Annotated in this window: 21 protein-coding genes and 1 pseudogene; 21 read left to right on the top strand and 1 reads right to left on the bottom strand. The window is 39.7% G+C overall.

Annotation, left to right across the window (positions count from 1 at the left end; all coding sequences use genetic code 11):
* Positions 1 to 49: 49 nt before the first annotated feature.
* The 18 genes and pseudogenes from tsf to ribF all read left to right on the top strand — a co-directional run bounded on the left by tsf (position 50) and on the right by ribF (position 21,392).
* Positions 50 to 925 carry a translation elongation factor Ts gene (gene tsf, locus LREU_RS03685; protein ID WP_003666861.1) on the top strand — a complete coding sequence of 292 codons (876 nt, stop codon included), beginning with the start codon at positions 50 to 52 and terminating at the stop codon, positions 923 to 925.
* A gap of 81 nt (positions 926 to 1,006) precedes the next feature.
* Positions 1,007 to 1,729, top strand: coding sequence for a UMP kinase (pyrH, locus tag LREU_RS03690; protein ID WP_003666862.1), 723 nt, complete (start codon positions 1,007 to 1,009; stop codon positions 1,727 to 1,729).
* Positions 1,730 to 1,733: 4 nt separating this feature from the next.
* The gene (frr, locus tag LREU_RS03695; protein WP_003668195.1) at positions 1,734 to 2,297 is read left to right on the top strand and encodes a ribosome recycling factor; all 564 of its coding nucleotides are present in this window, start codon (positions 1,734 to 1,736) and stop codon (positions 2,295 to 2,297) included.
* Positions 2,298 to 2,792: 495 nt separating this feature from the next.
* Positions 2,793 to 4,175, top strand: a pseudogene (gene ltrA / locus LREU_RS03700) (group II intron reverse transcriptase/maturase).
* A gap of 248 nt (positions 4,176 to 4,423) precedes the next feature.
* Positions 4,424 to 4,882 (top strand): IS200/IS605 family transposase, encoded by a 459-nt coding sequence (tnpA, locus tag LREU_RS03705; protein WP_003664118.1) that lies wholly within the window; start codon positions 4,424 to 4,426, stop codon positions 4,880 to 4,882.
* A 301-nt stretch (positions 4,883 to 5,183) separates the two neighbouring features.
* Positions 5,184 to 5,963, top strand: a complete 780-nt coding sequence (locus LREU_RS03710; protein ID WP_012390531.1) for an undecaprenyl pyrophosphate synthase — start codon at positions 5,184 to 5,186, stop codon at positions 5,961 to 5,963.
* A 19-nt stretch (positions 5,964 to 5,982) separates the two neighbouring features.
* Complete coding sequence (locus LREU_RS03715) at positions 5,983 to 6,768, top strand: phosphatidate cytidylyltransferase (RefSeq protein WP_003665791.1); 786 nt, start codon at positions 5,983 to 5,985, stop codon at positions 6,766 to 6,768.
* A 22-nt stretch (positions 6,769 to 6,790) separates the two neighbouring features.
* A complete protein-coding gene (gene rseP, locus LREU_RS03720; RefSeq protein ID WP_003668192.1) occupies positions 6,791 to 8,065 on the top strand; it encodes an RIP metalloprotease RseP in 1,275 nt (424 codons plus the stop codon).
* Between the two features lie 28 nt (positions 8,066 to 8,093).
* The gene (locus LREU_RS03725; RefSeq protein ID WP_003668190.1) at positions 8,094 to 9,827 is read left to right on the top strand and encodes a proline--tRNA ligase; all 1,734 of its coding nucleotides are present in this window, start codon (positions 8,094 to 8,096) and stop codon (positions 9,825 to 9,827) included.
* Positions 9,828 to 9,902: 75 nt separating this feature from the next.
* A complete protein-coding gene (locus LREU_RS03730) occupies positions 9,903 to 14,234 on the top strand; it encodes a PolC-type DNA polymerase III (protein ID WP_003668188.1) in 4,332 nt (1,443 codons plus the stop codon).
* 133 nt (positions 14,235 to 14,367) lie between these two features.
* Positions 14,368 to 14,841, top strand: coding sequence for a ribosome maturation factor RimP (gene rimP / locus LREU_RS03735; protein WP_011953434.1), 474 nt, complete (start codon positions 14,368 to 14,370; stop codon positions 14,839 to 14,841).
* A gap of 20 nt (positions 14,842 to 14,861) precedes the next feature.
* Complete coding sequence (nusA, locus tag LREU_RS03740; protein ID WP_003668184.1) at positions 14,862 to 16,049, top strand: transcription termination factor NusA; 1,188 nt, start codon at positions 14,862 to 14,864, stop codon at positions 16,047 to 16,049.
* 28 nt (positions 16,050 to 16,077) lie between these two features.
* A complete protein-coding gene (gene rnpM, locus LREU_RS03745; protein ID WP_003668183.1) occupies positions 16,078 to 16,380 on the top strand; it encodes an RNase P modulator RnpM in 303 nt (100 codons plus the stop codon).
* Complete coding sequence (locus tag LREU_RS03750; RefSeq protein WP_003665798.1) at positions 16,367 to 16,678, top strand: L7Ae/L30e/S12e/Gadd45 family ribosomal protein; 312 nt, start codon at positions 16,367 to 16,369, stop codon at positions 16,676 to 16,678. The genes rnpM and LREU_RS03750 overlap by 14 nt, the downstream gene beginning before the upstream one ends.
* Before the next feature lie 13 nt (positions 16,679 to 16,691).
* The gene (infB, locus tag LREU_RS03755; RefSeq protein WP_003668181.1) at positions 16,692 to 18,950 is read left to right on the top strand and encodes a translation initiation factor IF-2; all 2,259 of its coding nucleotides are present in this window, start codon (positions 16,692 to 16,694) and stop codon (positions 18,948 to 18,950) included.
* 19 nt (positions 18,951 to 18,969) lie between these two features.
* On the top strand, positions 18,970 to 19,329 hold the full coding sequence (rbfA, locus tag LREU_RS03760) for a 30S ribosome-binding factor RbfA (protein ID WP_003665800.1): 360 nt from the start codon (positions 18,970 to 18,972) through the stop codon (positions 19,327 to 19,329).
* 197 nt (positions 19,330 to 19,526) lie between these two features.
* The gene (gene truB / locus LREU_RS03765; protein ID WP_003668179.1) at positions 19,527 to 20,432 is read left to right on the top strand and encodes a tRNA pseudouridine(55) synthase TruB; all 906 of its coding nucleotides are present in this window, start codon (positions 19,527 to 19,529) and stop codon (positions 20,430 to 20,432) included.
* Positions 20,433 to 20,444: 12 nt separating this feature from the next.
* Complete coding sequence (gene ribF / locus LREU_RS03770) at positions 20,445 to 21,392, top strand: riboflavin biosynthesis protein RibF (protein ID WP_003668177.1); 948 nt, start codon at positions 20,445 to 20,447, stop codon at positions 21,390 to 21,392.
* Between the two features lie 60 nt (positions 21,393 to 21,452).
* Here the strand turns inward: ribF and LREU_RS03775 are convergent, their stop codons facing one another.
* Positions 21,453 to 21,824 carry a hypothetical protein gene (locus LREU_RS03775; protein ID WP_003668175.1) on the bottom strand — a complete coding sequence of 124 codons (372 nt, stop codon included), beginning with the start codon at positions 21,822 to 21,824 and terminating at the stop codon, positions 21,453 to 21,455.
* A 120-nt stretch (positions 21,825 to 21,944) separates the two neighbouring features.
* On the opposite strand from LREU_RS03775, the gene hrcA reads away from it, so the two are divergent.
* The 3 genes from hrcA to dnaK are packed head-to-tail and all read left to right on the top strand — an operon-like array spanning position 21,945 to position 25,472.
* A complete protein-coding gene (gene hrcA, locus LREU_RS03780) occupies positions 21,945 to 22,997 on the top strand; it encodes a heat-inducible transcriptional repressor HrcA (RefSeq protein WP_003668173.1) in 1,053 nt (350 codons plus the stop codon).
* A 12-nt stretch (positions 22,998 to 23,009) separates the two neighbouring features.
* Positions 23,010 to 23,582, top strand: coding sequence for a nucleotide exchange factor GrpE (gene grpE / locus LREU_RS03785; protein WP_003668171.1), 573 nt, complete (start codon positions 23,010 to 23,012; stop codon positions 23,580 to 23,582).
* A 24-nt stretch (positions 23,583 to 23,606) separates the two neighbouring features.
* Entirely contained in the window at positions 23,607 to 25,472 is a 1,866-nt protein-coding gene (dnaK, locus tag LREU_RS03790; RefSeq protein WP_003668169.1) for a molecular chaperone DnaK, read from the top strand.
* Positions 25,473 to 25,539 lie beyond the last annotated feature (67 nt).

A 25,539-nucleotide genomic window follows, 5' to 3' on the forward strand; every position in this document is an offset into this window, starting at 1 on the left:
CTAAACAGCCCTTTTTTCAAAAAAAGATTATAAAAGGAGAGATTTCGTCATGGCTGAAATTAAAGCTGCTCAAGTTATGCAATTACGTAAAAAGTCCGGTGCCGGTATCATGGATGCTAAGAAGGCATTAGTTGCTAGTGATGGTGACATGGACAAAGCAATGGACTACCTTCGTGAAAAGGGTATTGCTAAGGCAGCCAAGAAGAGTGACCGTGTTGCAGCTGAAGGATTAGCTGATATTGCTGTTAATGGTAATACAGCTGCAATCGTTGAATTGAATTCAGAAACTGATTTCGTTGCTGCTAGTGAACCATTTAAGGACTTATTGAAGAAGGTTACTAAGTTAATTAGTGAAAACAAGCCTGCTAATGTTGAAGAAGCATTAGAAATCAAGACTGAAAATGGTACATTAAATGATGATATTATCAGTACTACACAAAAAACTGGTGAAAAGGTTAGCCTTCGTCGGTTTACTGTTGTAGAAAAGGATGACGGCGATAGCTTTGGTGCATACTTACACCAAGGTGGTCAAATTGCTGCATTGGTTGTCTTAGAAGGTGCTGATGATGCCACTGCTAAAGACGTTGCAATGCACGTTGCAGCTATCAACCCTGAATTCATGACTCGTGATGATGTTTCTCAAGAACGTCTTGACCATGAACGTGCTATCTTCAAGGAAGAAACCTTAAACGAAGGAAAGCCTGAAAAGATCGTTGACAAGATTGTTGAAGGTCGTTTAAACAAGTTCCTTTCACAAATTTGTTTAGCAGATCAAGACTTTGTTAAGGATTCTGACCAAACTGTTGAACAATACGTTTCAAGCAAGAATGGTAAGTTGAAGTCCTTCATTCGTTACGAAGTCGGTGAAGGAATCGAAAAAAAGCAAGATGACTTTGCTCAAGAAGTTAAGGACCAAATGAACTAAGCGTTCGGTCAAAAGGAGGACGTACTCAATGTAGTGCGTCCTTTTTTAAAAATTAGCTTACCAATTCAAGGAGGATATCATATGGCAGATATTAAATACAAGCGAGTAATTTTAAAGCTCAGTGGAGAAGCATTAGCTGGTGACAAGGGTTTTGGGATTAACCCTCCCGTTTTAAAGGATGTGGCTAAGGAATTAAAAGAAGTTCATGATTTGGGCGTTCAAATTGCTATTGTTGTTGGCGGTGGTAACATGTGGCGTGGTGTTACTGGTGCTGAATTAGGGATGGAACGGGCGCAAGCTGACTACATTGGAATGTTAGCAACCATTATGAATGCCTTGTCACTTCAAGATGCGCTTGAATCAATTGGTGTTCCTACACGGGTACAAACTTCAATTGAAATGCGCCAAATTGCTGAACCATATATTCGGCGGAAAGCTATTCGTCATTTAGAGAAAGATCGAATCGTTATTTTTGCTGGTGGAACAGGAAGCCCTTACTTCTCAACTGATACTACTGCCGCATTACGAGCAGCAGAAATCAACGCTGATGCCATTTTAATGGGTAAAAATGGGGTTGACGGTGTTTACTCAGCTGATCCAAATAAAGTTAAGGATGCTACTAAGTTTGATCATTTAACCCATATGGATATCATTGAAAAGAATTTACATGTAATGGATACTACTGCTAGTTCACTATCGATGGACAATCATATCCCATTGGTAGTCTTCAACTTGAACACATCAGGAAATATTATGAAAGTAGTAACTGGTCAAGAAGTTGGTACAACAATTGAAGGAGACTGATAATATGGCTACAGGAAAAGAAATTTTAAATGATGCCAAACAGAAAATGGCAAAATCAGGTTATGCACTTCAACGGACACTTGCTGATATTCGTGCAGGTCAAGCCAATGCAAGTTTATTAAATTCTGTTAAAGTTGAATATTACGGAGCACCAACTCCATTAAATCAAGTTGCATCAATCACAATTCCAGAAGCACGACAATTATTAATTACTCCTTATGATGAGAGCGTGCTTGAAGAAATTGAAAAAGCAATCTATGCATCTAATTTAGGATTAACTCCTCAAAACGACGGAAGTTCAATTCGCTTAATTATCCCACAATTAACCGAAGATCGGCGGAAAGAATTAGTAAAAGACGTTAAGGCTGAATTAGAAAAGGCAAAAGTTGCAGTTCGAAACGTTCGTCGTGAAGCGATGGATGACTTAAAGAAGGGTAACAAGAACGGCGACTTTAATGATGATGAATTCCATGATCTTGAAAAGAAAGTTCAAAACGAAACAGATGCTGGAATTAAGAACCTTGAAGATATTGCAAATGCAAAAGAAAAGGAATTAATGGAAGGCTAGTTTTCAGAATTAAAAAGGTTGTGAACTTTGCGTAAGTCCACAACCTTTTTATGTGCGCCCGGCATGGGTATTAGCTAGGCGGTGAGAGTCCGCTATGGGCCGTAGTAGTCGGAACCATGAGCTGAGGACAAGGGTGTCCACTGTGAGGTGGAATCTGAAGGAAGTCTAAGGCAAAGTACTGCACCGATGAACAAGAAGTAGCTATAAGGCTGGAACTAACTGGATAAGACTGCATGACAAGTTAAAGTCCAACACTACTCGAAGTTACTTTCAGTAAAGCTACCGGTGACATGGTACGAAAGTTAATATCCTTACCCGGGGAGATCTGGCCTACACGTTTCCGACAAGAGGAATAAGTTTAATTTCCACAGAAACAAGCGGTGCAGTGATGTAGCGTTGAGTAAGCCAGAAGTCAGCCGAGGTCATAGTAGTCTGAGTAATCAGATGAAGGACTGAACGACAATAACTTGTAACTTATATCGGAGATGTAATCAGGTGCGACAATCGCAGAAAACAGAACAACAAGCTGACCGCTTGTCGAGGATAGGTTTGGAAAACCGAAAGTACACAAGGGCGCGTAGTACCGATTATGGTGAAGGTAAAGGTATGAGTGTCACTATCCAAGACTTAGTCTTGGACCGCAATAACCTTAATCAGGCTTATTTGCGAGTTAAGAGAAATAAAGGGGCAGCAGGCATTGACGATATGACAGTCAATGACCTTCTGCCATATCTCAGAGAAAATAAGAGGGAATTGATCGCTAGTTTGCGTGAGGGCAAGTATAAACCAGCACCAGTCAAACGGGTAGAAATTCCGAAGCCTAATGGTGGAGTAAGAAAACTCGGAATACCAACAGTGGTGGACCGAATGGTTCAACAAGCTGTGGCCCAAATTCTTACACCTATCTTTGAGCGTGTTTTCTCTGATAATAGTTTTGGCTTCCGCCCTCACCGTGGGGCTCACGACGCTATTGCAAAAGTAGTAGATCTTTATAATCAAGGTTATCGAAGAGTTGTCGACTTAGACCTAAAAGCCTATTTTGATAATGTTAATCATGACTTGATGATTAAGTATCTTCAACAATATATTGATGACCCATGGACACTAAGGCTCATTCGTAAGTTTCTAACTAGCGGAGTCTTAGACCATGGGCTTTTCGCTAAGAGTGAAAAAGGAACCCCACAAGGAGGGCCATTGTCACCAATACTGGCGAATATCTATCTAAATGAGTTGGATAAAGAGTTGACTAGACGTGGTCACCACTTTGTGCGCTATGCGGATGATTGTAACATTTATGTTAAAAGTCAACGAGCCGGAGAACGAGTAATGCGAAGCATTACCCAGTTTCTTGAAAAGCGATTGAAAGTTAAAGTGAACCCAGATAAAACCAAAGTCGGTAGCCCGCTACGGTTAAAGTTTCTTGGCTTTTCGTTGGGTGTAGACCACAATGGAGCCTACGCCCGTCCAGCAAAACAATCGCAACAACGAGTAAAGAAAGCATTGAGGTTATTAACTAAACGTAATCGTGGAATATCTCTGACAAGAATGTTTGAAGAAATTCAGCGAAAAATGCGTGGATGGCTTCAGTACTACTCAATTGGGAAACTAACTGACTTTATTCAACGCCTTGACAAGTGGTTGAGGGCCCGAATAAGACAGTATATCTGAAAGCAATGGAAGAAGCTTAAAACTAAGGTAACTAACTTACAGAAGCTGGGGCTGTCCCAGCGTGATGCATACGTCTTCGCTAGTACCCGCAAGGGCTACTGGCGAACTGCACACAGTAAGACCTTGAGCTATTCTCTAACAAATAGAAAACTGGAACAACTCGGACTTATGAATATGTCCAAGACGCTCCAGTCAATTCAAAGTGATTAAGTTGTCGAACCGCCGTATACGGAACCGTACGTACGGTGGTGTGAGAGGTCGATAATTGAACTAATCAATTATCTCCTACTCGATTAATGTCTTTAGACCTAGTTGAGTGCGCGAGCAGAGCGAGTGCACGAAACAAAAAATCACCTGCTATGCGGGTGGGCGATAAAAATTATATAAAAAAGGCCTCTTTTGCCTTAAGATGTAGGTGTTCAAGCCAAAGTCAATAAGGGAAAAGAGGTTATATAAATATGGCTAATAAATTAAATAGCTTAGCCCATACGAAGTGGTTATGTAAGTATCACATCGTATTCATACCAAAGTATAGACGTAAAGCGATCTTCAATCAATACCGAAGAGACCTGAGAGATTATATTCGTTTGTTGTGCAAATATAAGGGAGTAGAAATAATTGAAGGTCATATGATGCCAGATCATGTGCACTTGTTAGTAAGTATTCCGCCGAAACTAAGTGTCTCGCAGTTTATGGGATACTTAAAAGGGAAAAGTGCATTAATGATGTTTGATCGACATGCAAACTTAAAATACAAATATGGGAACCGACATTTTTGGGCTGAAGGCTACTATGTGAGTACAGTTGGATTAAATGAATCCACGATAAAGAAGTATATCCGAGATCAAGAGAAACATGATATAGCAATGGATAAGCTAACAAGTGTGGAATATTCGGACCCTTTTAAGGGTAAGTGAGGTAGTATAAACACCGCTTAAAGCGGTGGCAAAGTAGTCAGAGCATTTTGGCTTGAGCAAAGCGAAAGCCAGCGCCTTGAGACGCCGGCTTTTATTATCGGCTTATAGCCGATGTGCAAACCACCCGTTTGACGGGTGGTTATGATTTTGGCTAAAATTGAATTGTTATGATAAAACTATGTAACAATTTCCTGTGGATTGACAAATCGAAATTTGCCTCTGGTATAATAAAAGCTATAATTAATTGGCAGACGTGAATTTTTAATAAATGTCTGTAATTAATCCTAAGTACATGATAAAAATGGAGGAACAATTAGTGTTTTCCAAAAGTAAACATGATGAAATAAATCAGCAACTTGATATGGAACGTATTCCTAACCATATCGCAATTATTATGGACGGTAATGGTAGGTGGGCGCAGAAACGGCACCTTCCACGAGTTGCTGGTCATAAACAGGGAATGCAAACAGTAAAAAAGATTACAATTGCTGCTAGTGAATTAGGGGTAAAAGTCTTATCATTATATGCTTTTTCAACCGAAAACTGGAAACGTCCTTCTTCAGAGGTAAGTTATTTAATGCAGTTGCCTGTCCGCTTCTTCTCAACATTTGTTCCAGATCTTGTCAAACATAATGTTAAGGTGACAGTGATGGGAGATATTACGCAGCTACCTGAAGCTACGCAAAAAGCTGTTAAAGATGCAATGGCTGATACAGCCCATTGTACGGGGATGATTCTCAATTTTGCTTTGAATTATGGGAGTCGAGATGAGATCACTCAAGCTGCTAAAAAAATTGCAGAAGACGTTCAAAATGGGAACTTGGCACTTGCGGATATTGATGAAGCTTCGTTTGGTAAGTACTTGATGTCAACACAACTGGGTCAATTTGCGAATCCTGACCTGTTAATCAGAACAAGTGGCGAAGAGCGGATTAGTAACTTTATGCTGTGGCAAATTGCTTATAGTGAATTGGAGTTTGTTCCAGAACACTGGCCAGACTTTGATGAAGATTCATTGCGATCAGCAATAATTGCCTATCAAGGACGTCATCGGCGGTTCGGTGGGCTAAAAAATCAATAAATAATAAGGGGATTTTGTTTTGAAAACACGAATAACGACCGCGGTAATTGCACTTGCAATCTTTATACCGCTTATTATATATGGTCATTGGCCATTAACAATTGCAGCCGTTGCCTTAGGAATGGTTGCAATGTCAGAAGTATTGGTAATGAAAAAAATGTTTGTAATTTCGTTTGAAGCTTTGATCAGTTATCTGGGGGTTGCTTTATTAATACTGCCGGATAGCTGGCTTGACTTCTTGCCTAGTGTTGCAACTCGATGGTTCGGATTCTATATTTTAGTTGTTTTACTTCTATTACATACGGTTATTCGAAAACAACGCTTTACTTTCGATGATGCTGGGGTTTTAACATTAGCAATGCTCTATATTGGAATGGGATTTCGCTATTTTATTGCTGCTCGTGCAATCAATTTCCAAACGCTATTATATGGAATGTTAATCGTTTGGATTACAGATAGTGGAGCATATTTAATTGGTCGAAAACTCGGTAAAAATAAACTTGCTCCTAAAATTAGTCCTAATAAAACTTGGGAAGGTTCAATTGGTGGTACATTAGCGGCTGTTATTATTTTGGCTATTTATTGCTACTTTATCCCTGTTGGCGCAGGTTGGGTAACAATGATATTCGTTACTTTGATTCTTTCAATCTTCGGTCAATTTGGTGACTTAATTGAATCATCATTAAAACGCTACTATGGTGTGAAGGATTCAGGAAAAATTCTTCCAGGCCATGGCGGAATTTTAGATCGGTTTGATAGTATGCTAATTGTTATGCCAATGCTTCATTTATTAGGGATCATTTAATCAAACGTAAGGAAGAGATTTTTTGATAATAACAATTATTACATTTATTATTGTTTTTGGAATCCTTGTCCTTGTTCATGAATATGGTCATTATTATTTTGCTAAACGAGCAGGAATTCTGGTTCGTGAATTTTCAATAGGAATGGGTCCAAAAATTTGGTGGAGACGAAAAAATGGTACTACCTATACTATTCGAATTTTGCCCCTCGGTGGTTATGTTCGTTTAGCTGGGGCTGATGATGAGGACCAAGATGAGTTAAAGCCAGGTACCCCGCTAACGATTCAACTAAATGATCAAGATAAAGTTATTAGTATTAATGCTAGTGATAAAACAACCTTATTTCAGGGGATCCCCCTTCAACTAGTTGCTTGTGATTTAGAAGATGGCTTATGGATAAAAGGATATGTCAATGGGGACGAAGATCAGCTAAAGGTATATAGTGTTGACCATGATGCAATGATTATTGAGCGAGACGGAACCGAGGTACAGATTGCTCCACGTGATGTGCAATTTCGTTCAGCAAGTCTGCCTGCACGGATGATGACCAATTTTGCTGGTCCGATGAATAATTTCATTTTGTCCTTAGTGGTATTTATCATTCTTGGCTTCACCTTAACGGGCGTACCAACTAATAGCAATCAGTTAGGGCAAGTGAATGCCGGTTCCGTAGCTGCCAAAGCGGGCTTAAAAGCAAACGATCGGATTGTTAAGGTTAATAACCAAAAAATAAATAATTGGACTGACCTTTCAACGAATATTTCAAATAAGCCTAATAAGACAGTGTCAGTAACGTATGAGCGTGGTAATAAAACTTATCATACTAAGCTAACACCAAAAGCGGTTGAGCGAGGTCATCAAAAAGTTGGCCAAATTGGAATTGTTGAAAAGCAAGAAAAGAGTTTAGCTGCGCGTCTGAAGTTTGGTTGGCAGCAATTTATCCAAGCAGGAACATTAATCTTTAGTGTTCTTGGCCACATGGTTACTCATGGGTTTAGCTTAAATGACCTTGGTGGACCGGTAGCAATTTATGCTGGGACATCGCAAGCCACCTCATTGGGAATCAATGGAGTTTTAAATTTCTTAGCCCTCTTATCAATCAACTTAGGAATTGTTAACTTATTACCAATTCCAGCATTGGATGGCGGGAAATTGTTATTGAATATTGTTGAAGCGATCATTCGGCGACCAATTCCTGAAAAAGCTGAGGGAATTATCACAATGATTGGTTTCCTAATCTTACTAACACTTATGGTTCTAGTAACATGGAACGATATTCAAAGATATTTTATTCGGTAATTAAAAAAACAAAGGAGTATATTTTTTAATGAAACAGTCAAAGGTATTAATTCCAACAAAAAAAGAGGCCCCAAGTGATGCGGAAGCCTTAAGTCATAAGATGATGATTCGTGCCGGATACATTTACCAAGTATCTGCGGGGGTATGGTCATATTTGCCATTAGCTTACCGGGTTATTCGCAAAGTAGAAAATATTATTCGTGACGAAATGGATAAGGCAGGAGCGGTTGAAATGCTTATGCCGGGACTTCTTCCAGCTGATTTATGGAAGGAATCTGGTCGTTACGAAAGCTATGGTGATAATCTTTTCAAACTTAAAGATCGTCGTGACCGTGACTTTATTTTGGGCCCAACTCATGAAGAAACCTTTACTGAAGTATTGCGTGATAGTATTAAGTCGTACAAGAAGCTTCCATTAGTAGTTTACCAATTACAGGATAAGTTTCGTGATGAAGATCGTCCTAGGTACGGTATTCTACGTGGAAAAGAATTTGAAATGCTTGACGGTTACTCCTTCTCAGCAGATCAAGAGGGATTAGACGAAGCCTACAATAATCAAGCAAAGGCTTACCGGAACATTTTTGATCGGATTGGCTTAAACTATAAAGTTATTCTCGCTGATTCGGGAACAATGGGTGGTAAGAACTCACAAGAATTCTCTGCACCAGCTGAAGTAGGGGAAGACATAATCGCTTATACTGATGGAGATTACGCTGCCAATATTGAGAAGGCTGAAAGTAAATTTACCGGTGTACAACAAACAGCAGTTCCGGCACCAATCGAGAAGAAGGCTACTCCGGGTGCTCATACGGTATATGAAGCTGCAGAAAGTTTAGATCTTGACCCTAATCAAGTAATTAAATCGATGCTTTACATTGCTAAAATGAGTGAAGATGAATACCAACCAGTCTTAGTATTAATGCGTGGCGACGATGAAGTTAATGAAGCAAAGGTAATAAATGCTCTTGATTGTGAAGAACTAGAATTAGCTACAGAAGAAGATGCCGAAAAGTACCTCAATGCTCATCCAGGATCACTTGGACCTGTAGGAGTAGGAGAAGAAGTAAAAATTCTTGCTGATAATTATGTTAAGGTCTTAGTTAATATGGCATGTGGTGCCAATGAAGATGGTTACCACTATGTTAATGCTAATATTGATCGCGACTTCCGCGTTGATCAGTTTGGTGACTTCCGGAATGTTAAAGAAGGAGAAATTGCTCCTGATGGTCAACCACTTAAATTTACTCCCGGAATTGAAATTGGTCATATCTTTAAGTTGGGTACTCATTACTCAAGCAAACTTGGTGCCCAAGTCCTTGATAGCAATGGTCGGTTGACAGACGTAATCATGGGAAGTTACGGTATTGGTGTAACCCGTCTATTGTCAGCTGTTGCAGAACAAAATGCTGATGAAAATGGTCTTGTCTGGCCTGATAGTATTGCTCCATTTGATGTTCACGTAATTCCGGTTAATGCGAAGAAAGAAGATCAAATGGCAATGGCTGATAAGATCGATCAACAATTAACTGAAGCTGGTTATGAGGTATTAGTAGATGACCGGAAAGAACGAGCAGGGGTTAAATTTGCTGATTCAGATTTGATTGGTATTCCAATTCGGGTTACTGTTGGTAAGAAAGCTCAAGATGGTATTGTTGAAATTAAGATCCGTAAAACTGGTGAAACTGTTGAAGTTAAACAGGAAGAGCTAGTAAATACGGTGGGAATTTTACTAAAGCAATTGAACGAGGAAAAAAACAAATAATTTAAACTAATGTGGCTGCGATGTTAAGATAAGTAACGTTACTCGCACCACATTTTTAAGTAGGAGGATTAGAACGTGGGATTAAGTCGCCAAGAATTATTTGGAAAACTATTAGAACAAATTCACTTTCCAGAAAAAGACAATTCTGCATTCAGAAATGCCGCAGTTCAATCAGTTGTTGTTCATAAAAAGTCTCGGCAATGGGAATTTCACTTAATCTTTAATAAAGCTTTACCGTATGACCTATTTACGCAGTTCAATCAGAGCTTACAGCTAGGGTTTAAAGATATTGCTAAAGTTAGTTTAAAGATTAGTACTCCCATGACAGAACTTGATGAATCACAGATAGCTAATTATTGGCAGTTCATCATTAATAAGGCAATTAGTGATACACCAATGCTCCAACAAGCTTGCTTACAAACGGCTCCTGAGGTTAAGGATGGGCGTGTGACGCTGGTTGTCGAAAATGAGGTAATTAAAGACTTACTAGCACAGAAAGCATTAGATAAGATTGAAAAATCATACCAAGAGCTAGGATTTCCTAAATTTAGGATTCATCCGTTTGTTGACCAGTCAGCCTCGCAAGCAAAAATTGAAGAATTAAAGGCTAAACACGAGAAGGCCGATGCTGCACTTGCTGCCAAGGCGGCTGCCCGGATCAAGAAAAATGAGGCCGCAAAGAAGACAGCAAAGAAAAGTGCACCAGTCGCCCCTGCTGATGGCCCAGTCCAACTTGGCCGGATGATTGATAGTAAGCAGAATGTTATTCAAATGAAAGACATTGAGGGGGAAGAACGATCCGTAGTTGTTGAAGGATATGTATTTAATGCAGAAATTCGCGAACTACGCTCAGGTCGTCAATTATTAACGTTTGAAATTACGGACTATACTTCTTCTTTTTCTGTCAAGAAGTTCTCACGTAACAGTGATGAAGAAGCACAATTTGCCAATATCAAAGCAGGAATGTGGTTGAAAGTTCGCGGACCTGTACAAGAAGATACCTGGATGCGAGACTTGGTAATCACGGCTTATGATGTTAATGAAGTAACTCATATAGCGCGTCAAGATAAAGCTCCTCAAGATGATAAACGAGTTGAACTGCATACGCATACAACAATGAGTCAGATGGATGCCACTAATTCGATTACTGAGCTTGCAACTCGTGCTCATAAGTGGGGACATCCAGCAATTGCGGTAACCGATCATGGGAATGTCCAGGCTTTTCCGGAAGCATTTAGCGTGGCCCAAAAAACGGGCATTAAAATGCTATATGGGATGGAAGCTAATGTTGTTGATGATGGAATTCCATTGGTATATAACGAGAATCATGAAGAACTCGCTCATCAGACCTATGTCATTTTTGACGTGGAAACGACAGGGTTATCAGCAATTTACGATAAGGTAATTGAATTATCTGCAGTTAAAATGCAAGATGGAAATGTCTTAGAACGTTTTGATGAATTCATCGATCCTGGTTTCCCGTTATCAGAACAAACAACTAATTTAACTAGTATCACCACTGAAATGGTTCAGGGTTCAAAAACTGAAGAAGAAGTTTTTCAGATGTTTAAGGACTTTTGTAAGGGCTGTATCATTGCTGGTCATAACGTTTCATTTGATATGGGTTTTATGAATACTGGCTATGAACGTCATCAAATGGGAAAAATCGCGGAACCAGTAATCGATACATTACCACTGGCGCGATTCTTATATCCTGATATGCGAGGATACCGATTAAACACACTTAGTAAAAAATTTAAGGTAGCATTGGAACATCACCACCGTGCTAACTATGATTCGGAAGCTACAGGACACTTGCTTTATAAGTTCTTGAAAGATGCTGAAGCCCGTTATGATGTGAAGTATGTGGATGATTTAAATAAGCATATGGAAGAAAATAATGCTTACCGTCATGCGCGGCCTTTTCATGTAACGATTTTTGCACAGACCCAGGCTGGCTTGAAAAACTTATTTAAGTTAGTATCACTATCAAACGTTGAATATTTTTACCGGGTACCGCGAATCCCGCGAACAGTGCTGACGAAATATCGTGAAGGACTGCTTTTGGGAACTGCTTGTTCATCGGGAGAAGTATTTACCGCGATGATGGAGAAGGGTTACGATCAAGCACTAGAAAAGGCGCGCTACTATGATTTTATTGAAGTTCAGCCTAAGCCAAACTATGCACCGTTGCTTGAACAACACGTGATTGCAGATGAAGGTCACCTCGAAGATATCCTCAAAAATATGGTCAAACTGGGGGATGAGTTGGAAAAAACAGTGGTTGCCACTGGAGATGTCCATTACCTTGATCCACATGATGGAATTTACCGTAAGATCCTGATTAACTCGCAAGGTGGTGCAAACCCGTTAAATCGAACTGAGCGTCCAGAAGTTCACTTTAGAACGACTGATGAAATGCTAAATGAATTTGCTTTTCTCGGTGAAGAAAAAGCCCACGAATTAGTTGTGGAAAATAGTAATAAGATAGCAGCTGAGATTGATGACAATATTCGGCCGGTAAAAGATAAACTTTATCCACCGCATATGAAGGGGGCCGAACAGGAAATCCAAGATCGGACATGGAATACTGCGAGAAAATGGTATGGTGATCCTTTGCCACAACTAGTTCAGGACCGGATTGAATTAGAGTTGAACAGTATTGTTAAGAACGGTTTCTCTGTTCACTATTTAATTGCCCAACGACTAGTAGCTAAGTCCAATAAAGATGGATACTTAGTAGGTTCGCGGGGATCTGTTGGTTCAAGTGTGGTTGCAACGCTTTCGGGAATTACAGAAGTTAACCCGTTGCCACCACATTACCGTTGTCCAAATTGTCAATTTACCCACTTCTATACACAAGGGGAATATAGTTCAGGTTTCGATTTGCCAGATAAAAAATGTCCAAAGTGTGGCACTCTAATGGTAAAAGACGGTCATGATATTCCATTCCAAACTTTCCTTGGATTTAAGGGGAATAAGGTGCCGGATATTGATTTAAACTTCTCCGGTGACTACCAGCCAATTGCCCATAACTATATGAAAGTTTTATTCGGTGAAAAAAATGTATTCCGTGCCGGGACGATTGGTACGGTTGCCGATAAAACTGCATATGGATATGTGAAAGCTTACGAACGAGATACAGAAAAGGAATTTAGAAAGGCAGAGGAGGATCGCTTAGCAAAAGGAGCTACAGGTGTTAAGCGAACTACTGGTCAGCACCCAGCGGGAATTATTATTGTCCCTGATGATATGGATATTTATGACTTTACACCTGTACAGTATCCTGCTGATGACCAAACAGCTGCCTGGGAAACAACTCACTTTGATTTCCACTCGATTCACGATAATATTCTTAAAATGGATATTTTGGGGCATGATGATCCAACGATGATTCGTGCCTTACAAGACCTATCAGGAATTGATCCTCAATCGATTCCAATGGATGATCCAGGGGTGATGGCCTTATTCTCTAGTCCTAAGGTATTGGGTGTAACTGAAGAACAAATTCAAAGTAAAACTGGTACACTAGGATTGCCGGAATTCGGGACGCGATTTGTCCGGGGAATGCTGGAGGATACTCATCCGAAAAACTACTCGCAATTACTACAAATTTCTGGTCTTTCACATGGAACTGGGGTGTGGCTAGATAATGCCCAGGAACTAATCAAACAGGGAATTGCCACTATCGCTAATGTGATTGGTTGTCGTGATAACATCATGACCGACTTAATCCACTATGGAATGGACTCAGAAATTTCTTTCCAAATTATGGAACACGTACGGAAAGGTCGCGGAATTCCAGACGAGTGGCAAGAAAAGATGCATGAAGCTAATGTTCCACAATGGTATATGGATTCATGTTTGAAGATCAAGTACATGTTCCCGCGGGCGCACGCGGCTGCTTATGTTTTGATGGCTCTGCGAATTGCTTACTTTAAGGTTTACTTCCCGTTAGTTTATTATTGTGCATTCTTCTCTGTGCGCGCAGATGACTTTGATGTAGTTGCGATGTCTCACGGTAAAGATGCGGTTAAGCAACGGATGAAAGAAATCAATGATAAGGGAAACGATGCTAGTGCAAAAGAGAAGAATCTCTTAACAATCCTTGAACTAGCTAATGAGATGCTGGAACGGGGCTTCAAATTTAAGATGGTTGATATTGAAAAATCAGATGCCTCCGATTGGTTGATTGATGGTGATTCATTAATTGCACCATTCCGAGCAGTTCCTGGATTAGGACTAAACGTTGCTAAGCAAATTGTTGCCGCACGTGAAGAACGGCCATTCCTTTCTAAAGAAGATTTGGCAGAGCGCGGGAAGGTTTCGCAGACGCTGATTGATTTCCTCACCGATAATCATGTATTAGATAAGCTGCCTGACGAAAATCAACTTAGCTTGTTTTAAGGAATAACAATGAAAACATGCTTCATTGCTTGCCAGTAGCGATGTTACATGCTACAATAGATTATGGTAAATAACTCGTGGGAGTGAGCAGAGATGCTCGCTCTTTTTATTGCAAATAATGGAGGTGACACGTTTGAGCAGTGTTGTAGAAACTGTAACAGATCTTGTAACGCCGATTTTACAGGACCATGATTTTTACTTATATGACTTAGAGTTTGTAAAAGAAGGTAAAAGCTGGTACCTCCGCGTTTATATTAATAAAGACGGTGGGATTACGCTAGAAGATTGCGCACTTGTCAGTGATGAATTAAGTGAAGCATTAGATAATGTTGAACCTGATCCAATTCCACAGGCTTACTTTTTAGAAGTTTCCTCACCAGGTGCTGAACGCCCACTAAAGAAAGAGGAAGATTATCAACGAGCAATTGACCATTACATTCACATCTCTCTTTACCAACAGATTAATGGTCAAAAGGTTTATGAGGGTACCTTAACGCAATTATCTGATAAAGAAATTACGTTGGATTATTTAGATAAGACTCGTCATCGGCAAATTACGATTGATCGTCAGAAAATTGCCCAGGCCCGATTAGCGATTAAATTCTAGTATTAAAGGAGTGTCGAAAGGTGAGTAAGCCAAAAATTAACACTGAGATGATTGGCGCCCTTGATTATCTTGAAAAAGAAAAGGGTATCAAGAAAGAGATTGTTATTGAAGCGTTAGAACAAGCACTTGAATCAGCATACAAGCAAAATTACGGTGATAAGAATGTTGAAGTAGAATTCAATTCATTGACTGGGAATATTAAAGTCTACGCTGTAAAAACAATTACTGATGATGAAGAAGCAGTCGAAGCAGATAGCAACGAATTTATGAGTTTAGCTGATGCACGGAAGCTTCCTCATGGCCAAGGGTATGATATTGGTGATGAAATTCGCGAAGAAGTTACTCCTCGTGACTTTGGTCGGATTGCTGCCCAAACTGCTAAACAAGTGGTAATGCAACGTCTCCGTGAAGAAGAACGGAAAATTATTTACGACAGGTACAAGACTTATGAAAACGAGATTATCACTGGTGAAGTTTCACGAGAAGATAAGCGTTTCACATACGTTGATTTAGGAGATGGCGTAGAAGGTGCTATGGGCTTTAGAGATAAGATGCCTAATGAGCACTACCATGTCCATGATCGGATTCAAGTATACGTAACGAAAGTAAATGACGATCGTCGGGGACCACAAATCTTTGTTAGCCGGACTGCTCCAGAACTTTTGAAGCGATTATTTGAACGAGAAGTGCCTGAAATCAAGGATGGGACTGTCTTAATCGAAAATATTGCTCGTGAAGCAGGTGATCGTGCTAAGGTTGCGGTATACTCAAATGATCCTAATGTTGATCCAGTTGGGACTTGCGTTGGTCCACGAGGTTCTCGTGTCCAAGCAATCGTTAATGAACTTGATGGCGAGAATATGGATATTGTGGAATACGTTAAGGATCCCGCTAAGTTTATCGCTAATGCGTTGAACCCAGCAGAAGTACTTGATGTAATCTTTAACGAAGAGAAGGCAGCAAGCGAAACTGAGGATAGCGAAGGAGAAGAAACGACTGAAGGACAAACAGAACGTTCTTGCACTGTCGTTGTTCCAGATAGCCAATTATCCTTAGCCATTGGTAAGCGGGGACAAAATGCTCGTCTCGCTGCTCGTTTGACTAAGTACAAGATTGATATCAAGTCTGAATCTGAAATGGCTGAAAATGATCAAGAATCTGAAGAAGTAGCTGATTCAGAAGAAAATATTGACAATAACGAAGAATAACTAAAAATTAAGCAGCGGGGTGAAAATAATGAAAAAGAGAAAAATACCGATGCGTAAAGACATTGTTACCGGTGAAATGATGCCCAAACGGCAATTAATTCGGGTAGTTAAGAATAAGGAAAATGAAGTATCCTTAGACCCAACTGGTAAGAAGCCTGGTCGTGGAGCATATGTTGCAGTAGATGTGGATATTGCAAAGCGGGCCAAGAAAGAAAAAACTTTTGAAAAGGCTTTTCATGTTCAACTTGATGAATCATTTTATGATGAATTAATCAAGTATGCAGACCACCTACAGGCACGACAAGAGTTATTTGGTAATGATCAAAAATAAAGAACAGGTCTTAAACCTCCTTGGAATCGCTCGGCGCGCCCGGCAACTTCAAAGTGGGGAAGAGATTGTCTTAAAAAATATTCAAACTAAAAAGGCAAAGTTTGTATTCCTAGCTTCAGATGCTGGAAAAGCTAGTGCAAAAAAGATTACTGATAAATGTAAATTTTATGGCATTCCTTTTTCAACCGATTTCACTAGAGAACAGCTTAGCCAGGCAACAGGGCAAGCACGAACAGTTTTTTGTGTAATGCAATCAGGTTTTGCAAGGAAGTTTGAGGAACTACTAACTATGAGATAAGGAGTGTGAGCATATGGCCAAAGAGCGAATTTATGAATTAGCTAAGGAATTAAAAATGCCTAGCAAAGACTTAGTTAATATGGCCAATCGGCAAGGAATGGGAGTTAAAAGTCACATGTCTTCTGTTACCCCAGATCAAGCGCAACAATTACGTCAACTTGCAAAGGGTGGACAAAAAACAACTAATAATCAACACCAACCAGTAAAGAAAAATGATGGTCACAATAAGCAAAATAACCATCAAGCACAAAATCATAATCAACACCATGATCATGATAAAACGCAAAATGAGCGTCCACAAAAGAAAAACAATAGCCGGTCAAACAATGGAACAAAAGATAATAATCAACACCAAAACAACGGTGGTCGATTTGGCGGCAGCTTGAATAACGATCAAGGCCGTAATGGCAAACGCTTTAATAAGAAAAATAAGAAGAACAAGAAACACAATAAGAATAAGCGGTTACGTGAGGTAGCTCATAAGCAACCAACACAACGAAAAGATAAGCCGCTTCCAGAAGTATTAGAATATACTGATGGGATGAATGCTCAAGACTTAGGAAAGATCTTACACCGTTCACCAGCAGAAATCGTTAAAAAATTATTTATGCTTGGTGTAATGATCAACCAAAATCAGTCACTTGATAAGGATACAATTGAATTATTAGCAACTGATTACGGTATTGAGGCTAAGGAAAAAGTTCAAGTTGATGTTTCAGACATTGATAAGATGTTTGAAGATGAACAAAATAATACTGAACATCAAGTAACGCGGCCAGCTGTTGTTACCGTTATGGGACACGTTGACCATGGTAAGACAACCTTGCTTGATAAGTTGCGTCACTCTCATGTTACTGAACATGAAGCGGGGGGAATTACTCAGGAAATTGGTGCTTACCAAGTTCACTATAATGATCAATTAATTACGTTCCTTGATACCCCAGGACACGCTGCCTTTACTGAAATGCGTGCACGAGGAGCTAATATTACTGATATCACGGTCCTTGTTGTTGCAGCTGATGATGGAGTTATGCCACAGACAGTTGAAGCGATTCACCACGCGCAAGCTGCCCAAACACCAATCATTGTTGCAGTTAACAAGATTGATAAGCCAGGTGCAAATCCAGATCGTGTAACTGAAGAATTAGCAAAGTACAATTTAATTCCTGAAGACTGGGGTGGAGATACGATTTTTGTTAAGATTTCTGCCAAATTTGGTAAGAATCTTGATGAATTGCTTGATATGATTCTACTCCAAGCTGAAATGTTGGAATTGAAGGCTAATCCAGATCAAAATGCAGCTGGGTCAGTTGTTGAAGCCCGTCTTGATCAAGGCCGGGGATCAGTTGCTACTGTTTTAGTGCAACAAGGAACTCTTCATGTGGGGGACCCAATTGTTGTTGGTAACACATTTGGTCGTGTGCGGACAATGACAAATGAAAATGGTCGTCGGATTAAAGAAGCCACCCCATCTACTCCTGTTGAGATTACTGGGCTAAATGAAGTACCAGAAGCTGGGGACCGTTTTGTTGTCTTTGATGATGAAAAGACTGCCCGTGCAGCAGGTGAAGAACGGGCTAAACGTGCCATGGATAAGGAACGTCAAAAGACTTCTCACGTTACATTAGACAACCTTTTTGCTACTATGAAGAAAGGGCAAATGAAGACCTTACCAATTATCATTAAAGCCGATGTTCAAGGATCAGTTGAAGCTTTAAGTCAAAGTCTTCAAAAGATTAAAGTTGACGGTGTTCGTGTTGATATTATTCACCAAGCCGTTGGTGCCATTAATCAAAGTGATGTTACCTTAGCTGAAGCATCTAATGCGGTTATCATTGGCTTTAATGTCCGTCCAACTGCCGTAGCTAAGACATTGGCTGATTCTAATAGTATTGATATTCGTCTTCACCGTGTCATTTACGATGCAATTGAAGAAGTTGAAGATGCGATGAAGGGGATGCTTGAACCGGTATACAAGGAAGAAACAATTGGTCAAGTAGAAGTTCGTCAAATCTATAAGGCATCAAAGGTTGGTACAATTGCCGGGGGAATGGTTACATCCGGTAAGATCACTCGTGATGCAAAGGTTCGCTTAGTTCGTGATGGCGTTGTTATTTACGAAGGTGAACTAGGTAGTCTTAAGCGCTTCAAAGATGATGTCAAAGAAGTTAAGCAGGGTTACGAATGTGGTTTGACAATCGAAAACTACAATGACATTAAGGAAATGGATGTTATTGAAGCCTACAAGATGAAAGAAGTTCCAGTTAAGTAAAAGCTGAGGAGAGATAAAGATGCCAAGTAAACAATATCGAGTAGATCGTTTAGCTCAAGAAATTCAAAAAGATGTTGATGAAATCTTGTTAAAACGTGTTCGTGATCCACGTGTACAAAACGTTACAATTACAGGTGTGGATGTTACTGGTGATCTCCAGCAAGCAACTATCTATTACAGTATCTTGTCAGATCTTGCTTCTGATGCCGAAAAGGCACAGGCTGGATTAGATAAGGCGACTGGGTTAATTCGCAGTGAATTAGGTGCACGTCTTAATATTTTTAAGACTCCAGAAATTAAATTTGTAAGAGACCCATCAGTTGCTTACGGTAGTCGAATTGATCAACTCATTAACGACTTACACAAAAAAGAAAAATAATTAGCAAAAAGGGGAGCGAGACAGAAGTCACTTGTGAGTTCGTTTTCGACGCAAAGCTAGCCTCTGTGAGCTCCCGCAAGCAACAATAGGCCTCCAACGTTCGGTTTTACCGAGCGATGGAGGCCATTGTTGTACTGCGTTATTTGTCTTTTGTGAAAGTAACTTGACTTATATCACAGCCCCTTGGAGGAATAACGATGGATGGAATAATACCCTTATATAAAGAACGTGGGATGACTAGTTTTGCCTGTGTTAGTCGACTGCGACAAATTTTAAAAACTAAAAAGATTGGTCATTCAGGAACGCTTGACCCAGGTGTAGCAGGCGTTTTACCAATTTGTGTTGGAAATGCTACCAAAGTTGTTGACTATTTGATGCAATCAGGAAAGCAATATCAAGGTGAGCTTTTAATTGGGTTTGCGACTACTACTCAAGACCTTGATGGAGACAAAATTGAAGAAAAAGTAGTTGCAGATGAAATTCCCACTAGTGAAATACTATCAGCCATGAATTCATTAACGGGGACAATAATACAAATCCCACCGATGTATTCGGCGGTAAAAGTAAATGGAAAAAAGCTTTATGAATATGCAAGAGCTGGTGAAACTGTTGAACGGCCCAAACGGCAAGTGACTATTAGCAAATTTGAATTACTAAGCTCAAAGTATGATAAGAAAAACAAACAACAACGAATCCGCTTTAATGTTGAATGTAGTAAGGGTACTTATATTCGGACACTTGTTGTTGACCTTGCACGTAAACTAGGATATCCAGGAGTAATGAGTTTGTTAACGCGGTTGAAGAGTGGAGGCTTTACTCTTGATCAGACTCTAAGTTTAGATGACGTTCGCGATGCTGTTGCGACCCAAACTCTCCAGCAATACTTGTATCCTTTAGATTATGCTTTGAAGGACTATCCGCAATTAACGATTCAAGTGGCTCAATGGAAAAAGGTTCAAAATGGGGGATGGCTTTCTCCAAGTGAACTTAATACTAGCGAGAAGGAAATTGTGTTATCATTTGATGGACAAGTAAAAGCACTGTATCATTTTGATCCGAAAAATAAAATGTATAAGCCAACTAAAATGTTTGCAGTTAATTGAGGAGTGTAGGAGTTGCAAGTTATAAAAATTCACCATCCTTTGGCAAAAAGACTAATTCCTGCGGGGCCAATTGTACTTGCAATGGGTTTCTTTGATGGTGTTCATCGGGGGCATCAAGCAGTAATCAAATGTGCCCGTGAAATTGCCCGTGAAAAAGGATTGCCATTAGTAGTTTTGACGTATGATCATGCTCCTGGAATTGTTTATCGTCAATATAAGGGCGGCTTTAAATATCTATCAACGGTCGATAGGAAGCTTGAATTATTAAATGATCTTGATGTCGATCGGGTTTATCTAATAAGTTTTACATCATCGTTTGCAAGCCTTTCCCCTCAGCAATTTGTTGATGAGTATTTGGTAGGTTTTCATGCTCAAACGGTCGTAGCAGGTTTTGATCATACTTATGGAAAAGAAGATATTGCATCAATGAAGTTGCTTCCTAAGTATGCAGCGGGACGGTTTGAAGTTGTAACTGTGCCCAAATTTACTGAGGATGGAAGTCAAGAAAAGGTCGGTTCGCGAGAAATTCGGAAATTAATCGATGCTGGTAATGTGGAAGCAGCTAACCAAGCGTTAGGGTATCCTTATCAAACAACTGGCTTAGTAGTTCATGGCTTAGCTCGTGGACGAACACTTGGTTTTCCTACGATCAATGTTGAGCATCCAGAAGAGGAGCGAATTCCTGGAATTGGGGTCTATGCCGTCAAAGTTAAGCTCAGTAAGAAGTGGTATGACGGTATGGCAAGTGTTGGCCACAACATAACATTTGGCGATGCTAATCAATTAACGGTTGAAATTAACTTATTTGATTTTCAACAAATGGTGTATGGCGAGGAAGTAGTTGTTCGTTGGTATCAGTACCTTCGTGGCGAAGAAAAGTTCACGGGAGCGGATGCATTAGTTGCACAGATGAAGCAAGATGAACAAGACGCCCGTCATATTTTAGAAAAATATAAATAAAAGAGGTTTAGATTGATCTTTCGTGGCAATTGCACCACCAAGATTCATCAAACCTCTTTTTTAATGCCGACTTCCCCGATGACTGGTAGTCTGATTAATTTTATGGATGTTTCGTTCAAATTTGAATCCGCCATCAGTCACTAATTTGAAATGCCGCATTTTCCCGTTAAAAGGCTGGCCGTTTAAGCGCACTGTTGTCCAGTTACGCATAATTTCGGTCATTGAAGCAAGTGCCTTAAGTTGATTAGGATTGTTCTCCTTAATTGCTTCGTCTTTAATATCTGACTGCAAGCGATAGATTAGGTTGTTGTGATATTCTAATAGTTCATTCGTGAGGGGCGCATTACGGTATTTATTAAATAACTTCTGAATTAATAACATTGCTTCTTGAGTATTCTGGGGTTGAATATAGCGATGTTCTTTATGTTTCATGGATAAAGCTCCTTTAAAAAATTGTTTGACGTTTCTTGACTTTTAGGGTAGTAATTGGTATATTATACAGTGTGTTTAGCACTTGACCCTAATGAGTGCTAAAAGGGGAAGTGATATACGATGCTAACACAACGACAGAAAAAGATTCTGCAAGCGATTGTACGTCAATACACATCAACTGGTCAACCGGTTGGATCAAAACATTTAGCAGAAAAGTTACCTTTTAAGGTCAGTTCAGCAACTGTCCGTAATGAGATGGCGGTTTTAGAGGACAATGATTTGATCTTAAAAGAGCACTCTTCATCGGGCCGGATTCCATCGAAACGAGGTTACCGGTATTATGTTGATAACTTGCTTGATCCACAAGCAGTTACTGATAATGACCTGGTAGTAATTCAAAACTCACTTGGAAACGGTTTTCAAAAGATTGACGAGATTATTTCACATTCAGCAGATATCTTATCAAACTTAACTTCATATACTGCTTTTACACTAAAGCCTGAGCAAGAAAGTGTTCGTTTGAGTGGCTTTCGAGTTGTACCGCTGGGGAATCATAAGGTTATTGCGATCTTAGTTACCGACAGCGGTGAGGTTGAAAATCAGTCATTCACTTTGCCGCCGGACATTGACACAGATGCAATGCAGGCAGTAATTAGAATGATTAATGATCAATTAGTTGGTTTGCCGCTATCAGAAGTGGTAAAACGACTAAAAGATGATATCCCACTCCAGGTTCTGCATTATATGCATAGTCCCGATGGTTTCCTTGACATTTTTGATAATGTCTTATCTCAAGCAGCACGTGAGCGGTTTTTCGTTGGTGGTCGATTGAACTTACTGGATTTTGCAAGTACTCATGATCCCCACGCAATCCAATCACTGTATGGCTTGTTAGATAAGAACGACAACTTATCGAATATCTTGGATTCGACACTTACCTCAGATAATGGAGTTAATGTTAAAATCGGTCAAGAAATCTCTAAGAATAAGCTTCTTGATGACTATAGCTTGATTACTGCAAGTTATAATGTTGAACAATATGGACGAGGAATTATTGCAGTTCTTGGTCCAACAAGGATGCCTTATTCACGGACGATTGGAATTGTAAATGCCTTTCGCCAAGAATTAGCAAAACGGCTATTAGATTTCTACCGTCACTATTATGATTCATAGGAGGCGAGTTAATTGGCCAAGGAAAAACAAGAAGAACAACAAAAACAAACTGCGCCTGAAAATGAAAAGGCACCTAAAAAAGATATAAAAAAAGAGGCTTCAGATAAGAAGGGTGATCAAACTTCTAAATTAAAAGAAGAGATCGCTGACTTAAAGAAGCAGCTCGCTGATAAAGATGACAAATATTTGCGAGCAGAAGCAGAAATTCAAAATATGACTAATCGTTTTAATAAAGAACGGGCTCAAATCCTTAAATATGATGGTCAGGATTTAGCAAAGTCAATTTTACCAGTGCTTGATAACCTTAAACGGGCATTAGCAATTGAAGTTGTAGACGATAATGGCAAGCAACTTAAAAAAGGCATTCAAATGGTCCATGATCACCTTGTAAAGGCATTAAATGATCATGGCATCACTGAAATCAAAGCTGATGGTGAAACATTTGATCCTACTCTTCACCAGGCAGTTCAAACTGTTCCGGTCGAAGAAGGTCAGAAGCCTGAAACTGTTGTTAATGTTCTTCAAGCAGGATATCAACTCAAAGACCGGGTATTACGCCCAGCAATGGTTGTTGTTGCTCAATAAATTTGTGAGAGAAGGAAATAAATTATGGCAAGTAATAAGATTATTGGTATTGATTTAGGTACTACTAACTCTGCGGTTGCTGTTATGGAAGGTAATGAACCTAAGATTATCACCAACCCAGAAGGAAGTCGGACAACACCATCTGTTGTTTCATTTAAGAATGGTGAAACTCAAGTTGGGGAAGTAGCAAAGCGTCAAGCAATTACTAATCCTAACACTATTTCATCAATCAAGAGTCACATGGGTGAAGCAGGATACACTGTTGAAGTTGATGGTAAGAAATATACTCCACAAGAAATTTCAGCAATGATTTTGCAATACCTTAAGAAATATGCTGAAGACTACATTGGTGATACTGTTACTCAAGCAGTTATCACTGTTCCTGCATACTTCAACGATGCTCAACGTCAAGCTACTAAGGATGCCGGTAAAATTGCGGGCCTTGATGTAAAGCGGATTATTAACGAACCTACTGCTTCATCCCTAGCATACGGTCTTGACAAAAAGGACAAAGATGAAAAGATCCTTGTTTATGACCTTGGTGGTGGTACATTCGATGTTTCCATTCTTGAATTAGGTGACGGTGTCTTCCAAGTTCTCTCTACTAATGGTGATACTCATTTAGGTGGGGATGACTTTGACCAAAAGATTATGGATTGGTTAATCGATGGCTTTAAGGAAGAACACGGTGTTGATCTTTCTCAAGATAAGATGGCGCTTCAACGTTTGAAGGATGCTGCTGAAAAGGCTAAGAAGGACTTGTCTGGTGTTCAAGAAGCACAAATCAGCTTACCATTTATTTCAGCTGGTGAAAACGGCCCATTACACTTGGAAAAGACATTAAGTCGGGCACAATTTAACCAATTAACTAACGATTTGGTTGAGCGGACAAAGCAACCGGTATTGAATGCTTTGAAAGATGCTGATCTTACTTTTGATGACATTGATGAAGTTATCTTAAATGGTGGATCTACTCGTATTCCTGCCGTTCAAGAAATGGTTAAGGAATTAACTGGTAAGGAACCTAACCACTCAATTAATCCTGACGAAGCCGTTGCTCTTGGTGCAGCTATTCAAGGTGGGGTTCTTACTGGTGATGTTAAGGATGTCGTATTACTTGATGTTACTCCACTTTCACTTGGTATTGAAACCATGGGTGGTGTCTTCACTAAGTTGATTGACCGTAACACAACTATTCCTACTTCAAAGAGCCAAATCTTCTCAACTGCTGCTGATAACCAACCAGCTGTTGACATTCACGTTCTTCAAGGTGAACGTCCAATGGCAGCAGATAATAAGACTTTGGGTAACTTCCAACTAACTGATATTCCTGCTGCTCCTCGTGGTGTTCCTCAAATCAAAGTTACATTTGATATCGATAAGAACGGTATTGTTAATGTTTCTGCTGAAGATCAAGGAACTCATAAGAAGCAAAACATCACTATCAAGTCTAACTCAGGCTTAAGTGATGAAGAAATTGAACGGATGAAGAAGGATGCTGAAGAGCATGCTGAAGCCGACAAGAAGAAGAAGGAAGAAGTTGACTTGAAGAATGAAGTTGACCAAGAACTCTTCCAAGTTGATAAGACTTTGAAGGAAGTTAAGGGTAAAGTTCCTGAAGATGATATCAAGAAGGCTGAAAGTGCTCGTGACGAATTAAAGAAGGCTAAAGAAAGCGGCAACCTTGATGAAATGAAAGCTAAGAAGGATGCTTTGAACAAAGTTATTCAAGACCTTAGCGTAAAGCTTTACCAACAAGCTCAAGGTGCACAAGGTGGCGCTGCTAATGGTCAACCTGGTGATAGCCAACAAAATGGTAATGACAACGGTAATGATGACAATACTGTTGATGGTGATTTTAAGGACGTTACACCAGACGACAAGAAATAGCCTGCGGTAAACAGTCTTAAAATGTTAGTGTAAAAGCCAAAGGCCAGAAAAAAGGACTTTGGCTTTT

It is taken from the genome of Limosilactobacillus reuteri subsp. reuteri (assembly GCF_000016825.1).
GTDB lineage: Bacteria > Bacillota > Bacilli > Lactobacillales > Lactobacillaceae > Limosilactobacillus > Limosilactobacillus reuteri.

What these genes read in the sequence shown, in the direction of transcription:
- tsf (WP_003666861.1), top strand. Translation starts at nt 50, where the DNA reads ATGGCTGAAATTAAAGCTGCTCAAGTTATGCAATTACGTAAAAAGTCC.
- pyrH (WP_003666862.1), top strand. Translation starts at nt 1,007, where the DNA reads ATGGCAGATATTAAATACAAGCGAGTAATTTTAAAGCTCAGTGGAGAA.
- frr (WP_003668195.1), top strand. Translation starts at nt 1,734, where the DNA reads ATGGCTACAGGAAAAGAAATTTTAAATGATGCCAAACAGAAAATGGCA.
- tnpA (WP_003664118.1), top strand. Translation starts at nt 4,424, where the DNA reads ATGGCTAATAAATTAAATAGCTTAGCCCATACGAAGTGGTTATGTAAG.
- LREU_RS03710 (WP_012390531.1), top strand. Translation starts at nt 5,184, where the DNA reads ATGGAGGAACAATTAGTGTTTTCCAAAAGTAAACATGATGAAATAAAT.
- LREU_RS03725 (WP_003668190.1), top strand. Translation starts at nt 8,094, where the DNA reads ATGAAACAGTCAAAGGTATTAATTCCAACAAAAAAAGAGGCCCCAAGT.
- rnpM (WP_003668183.1), top strand. Translation starts at nt 16,078, where the DNA reads ATGAAAAAGAGAAAAATACCGATGCGTAAAGACATTGTTACCGGTGAA.
- LREU_RS03750 (WP_003665798.1), top strand. Translation starts at nt 16,367, where the DNA reads ATGATCAAAAATAAAGAACAGGTCTTAAACCTCCTTGGAATCGCTCGG.
- infB (WP_003668181.1), top strand. Translation starts at nt 16,692, where the DNA reads ATGGCCAAAGAGCGAATTTATGAATTAGCTAAGGAATTAAAAATGCCT.
- rbfA (WP_003665800.1), top strand. Translation starts at nt 18,970, where the DNA reads ATGCCAAGTAAACAATATCGAGTAGATCGTTTAGCTCAAGAAATTCAA.
- truB (WP_003668179.1), top strand. Translation starts at nt 19,527, where the DNA reads ATGGATGGAATAATACCCTTATATAAAGAACGTGGGATGACTAGTTTT.
- LREU_RS03775 (WP_003668175.1), bottom strand. Translation starts at nt 21,824, where the DNA reads ATGAAACATAAAGAACATCGCTATATTCAACCCCAGAATACTCAAGAA.
- hrcA (WP_003668173.1), top strand. Translation starts at nt 21,945, where the DNA reads ATGCTAACACAACGACAGAAAAAGATTCTGCAAGCGATTGTACGTCAA.
- dnaK (WP_003668169.1), top strand. Translation starts at nt 23,607, where the DNA reads ATGGCAAGTAATAAGATTATTGGTATTGATTTAGGTACTACTAACTCT.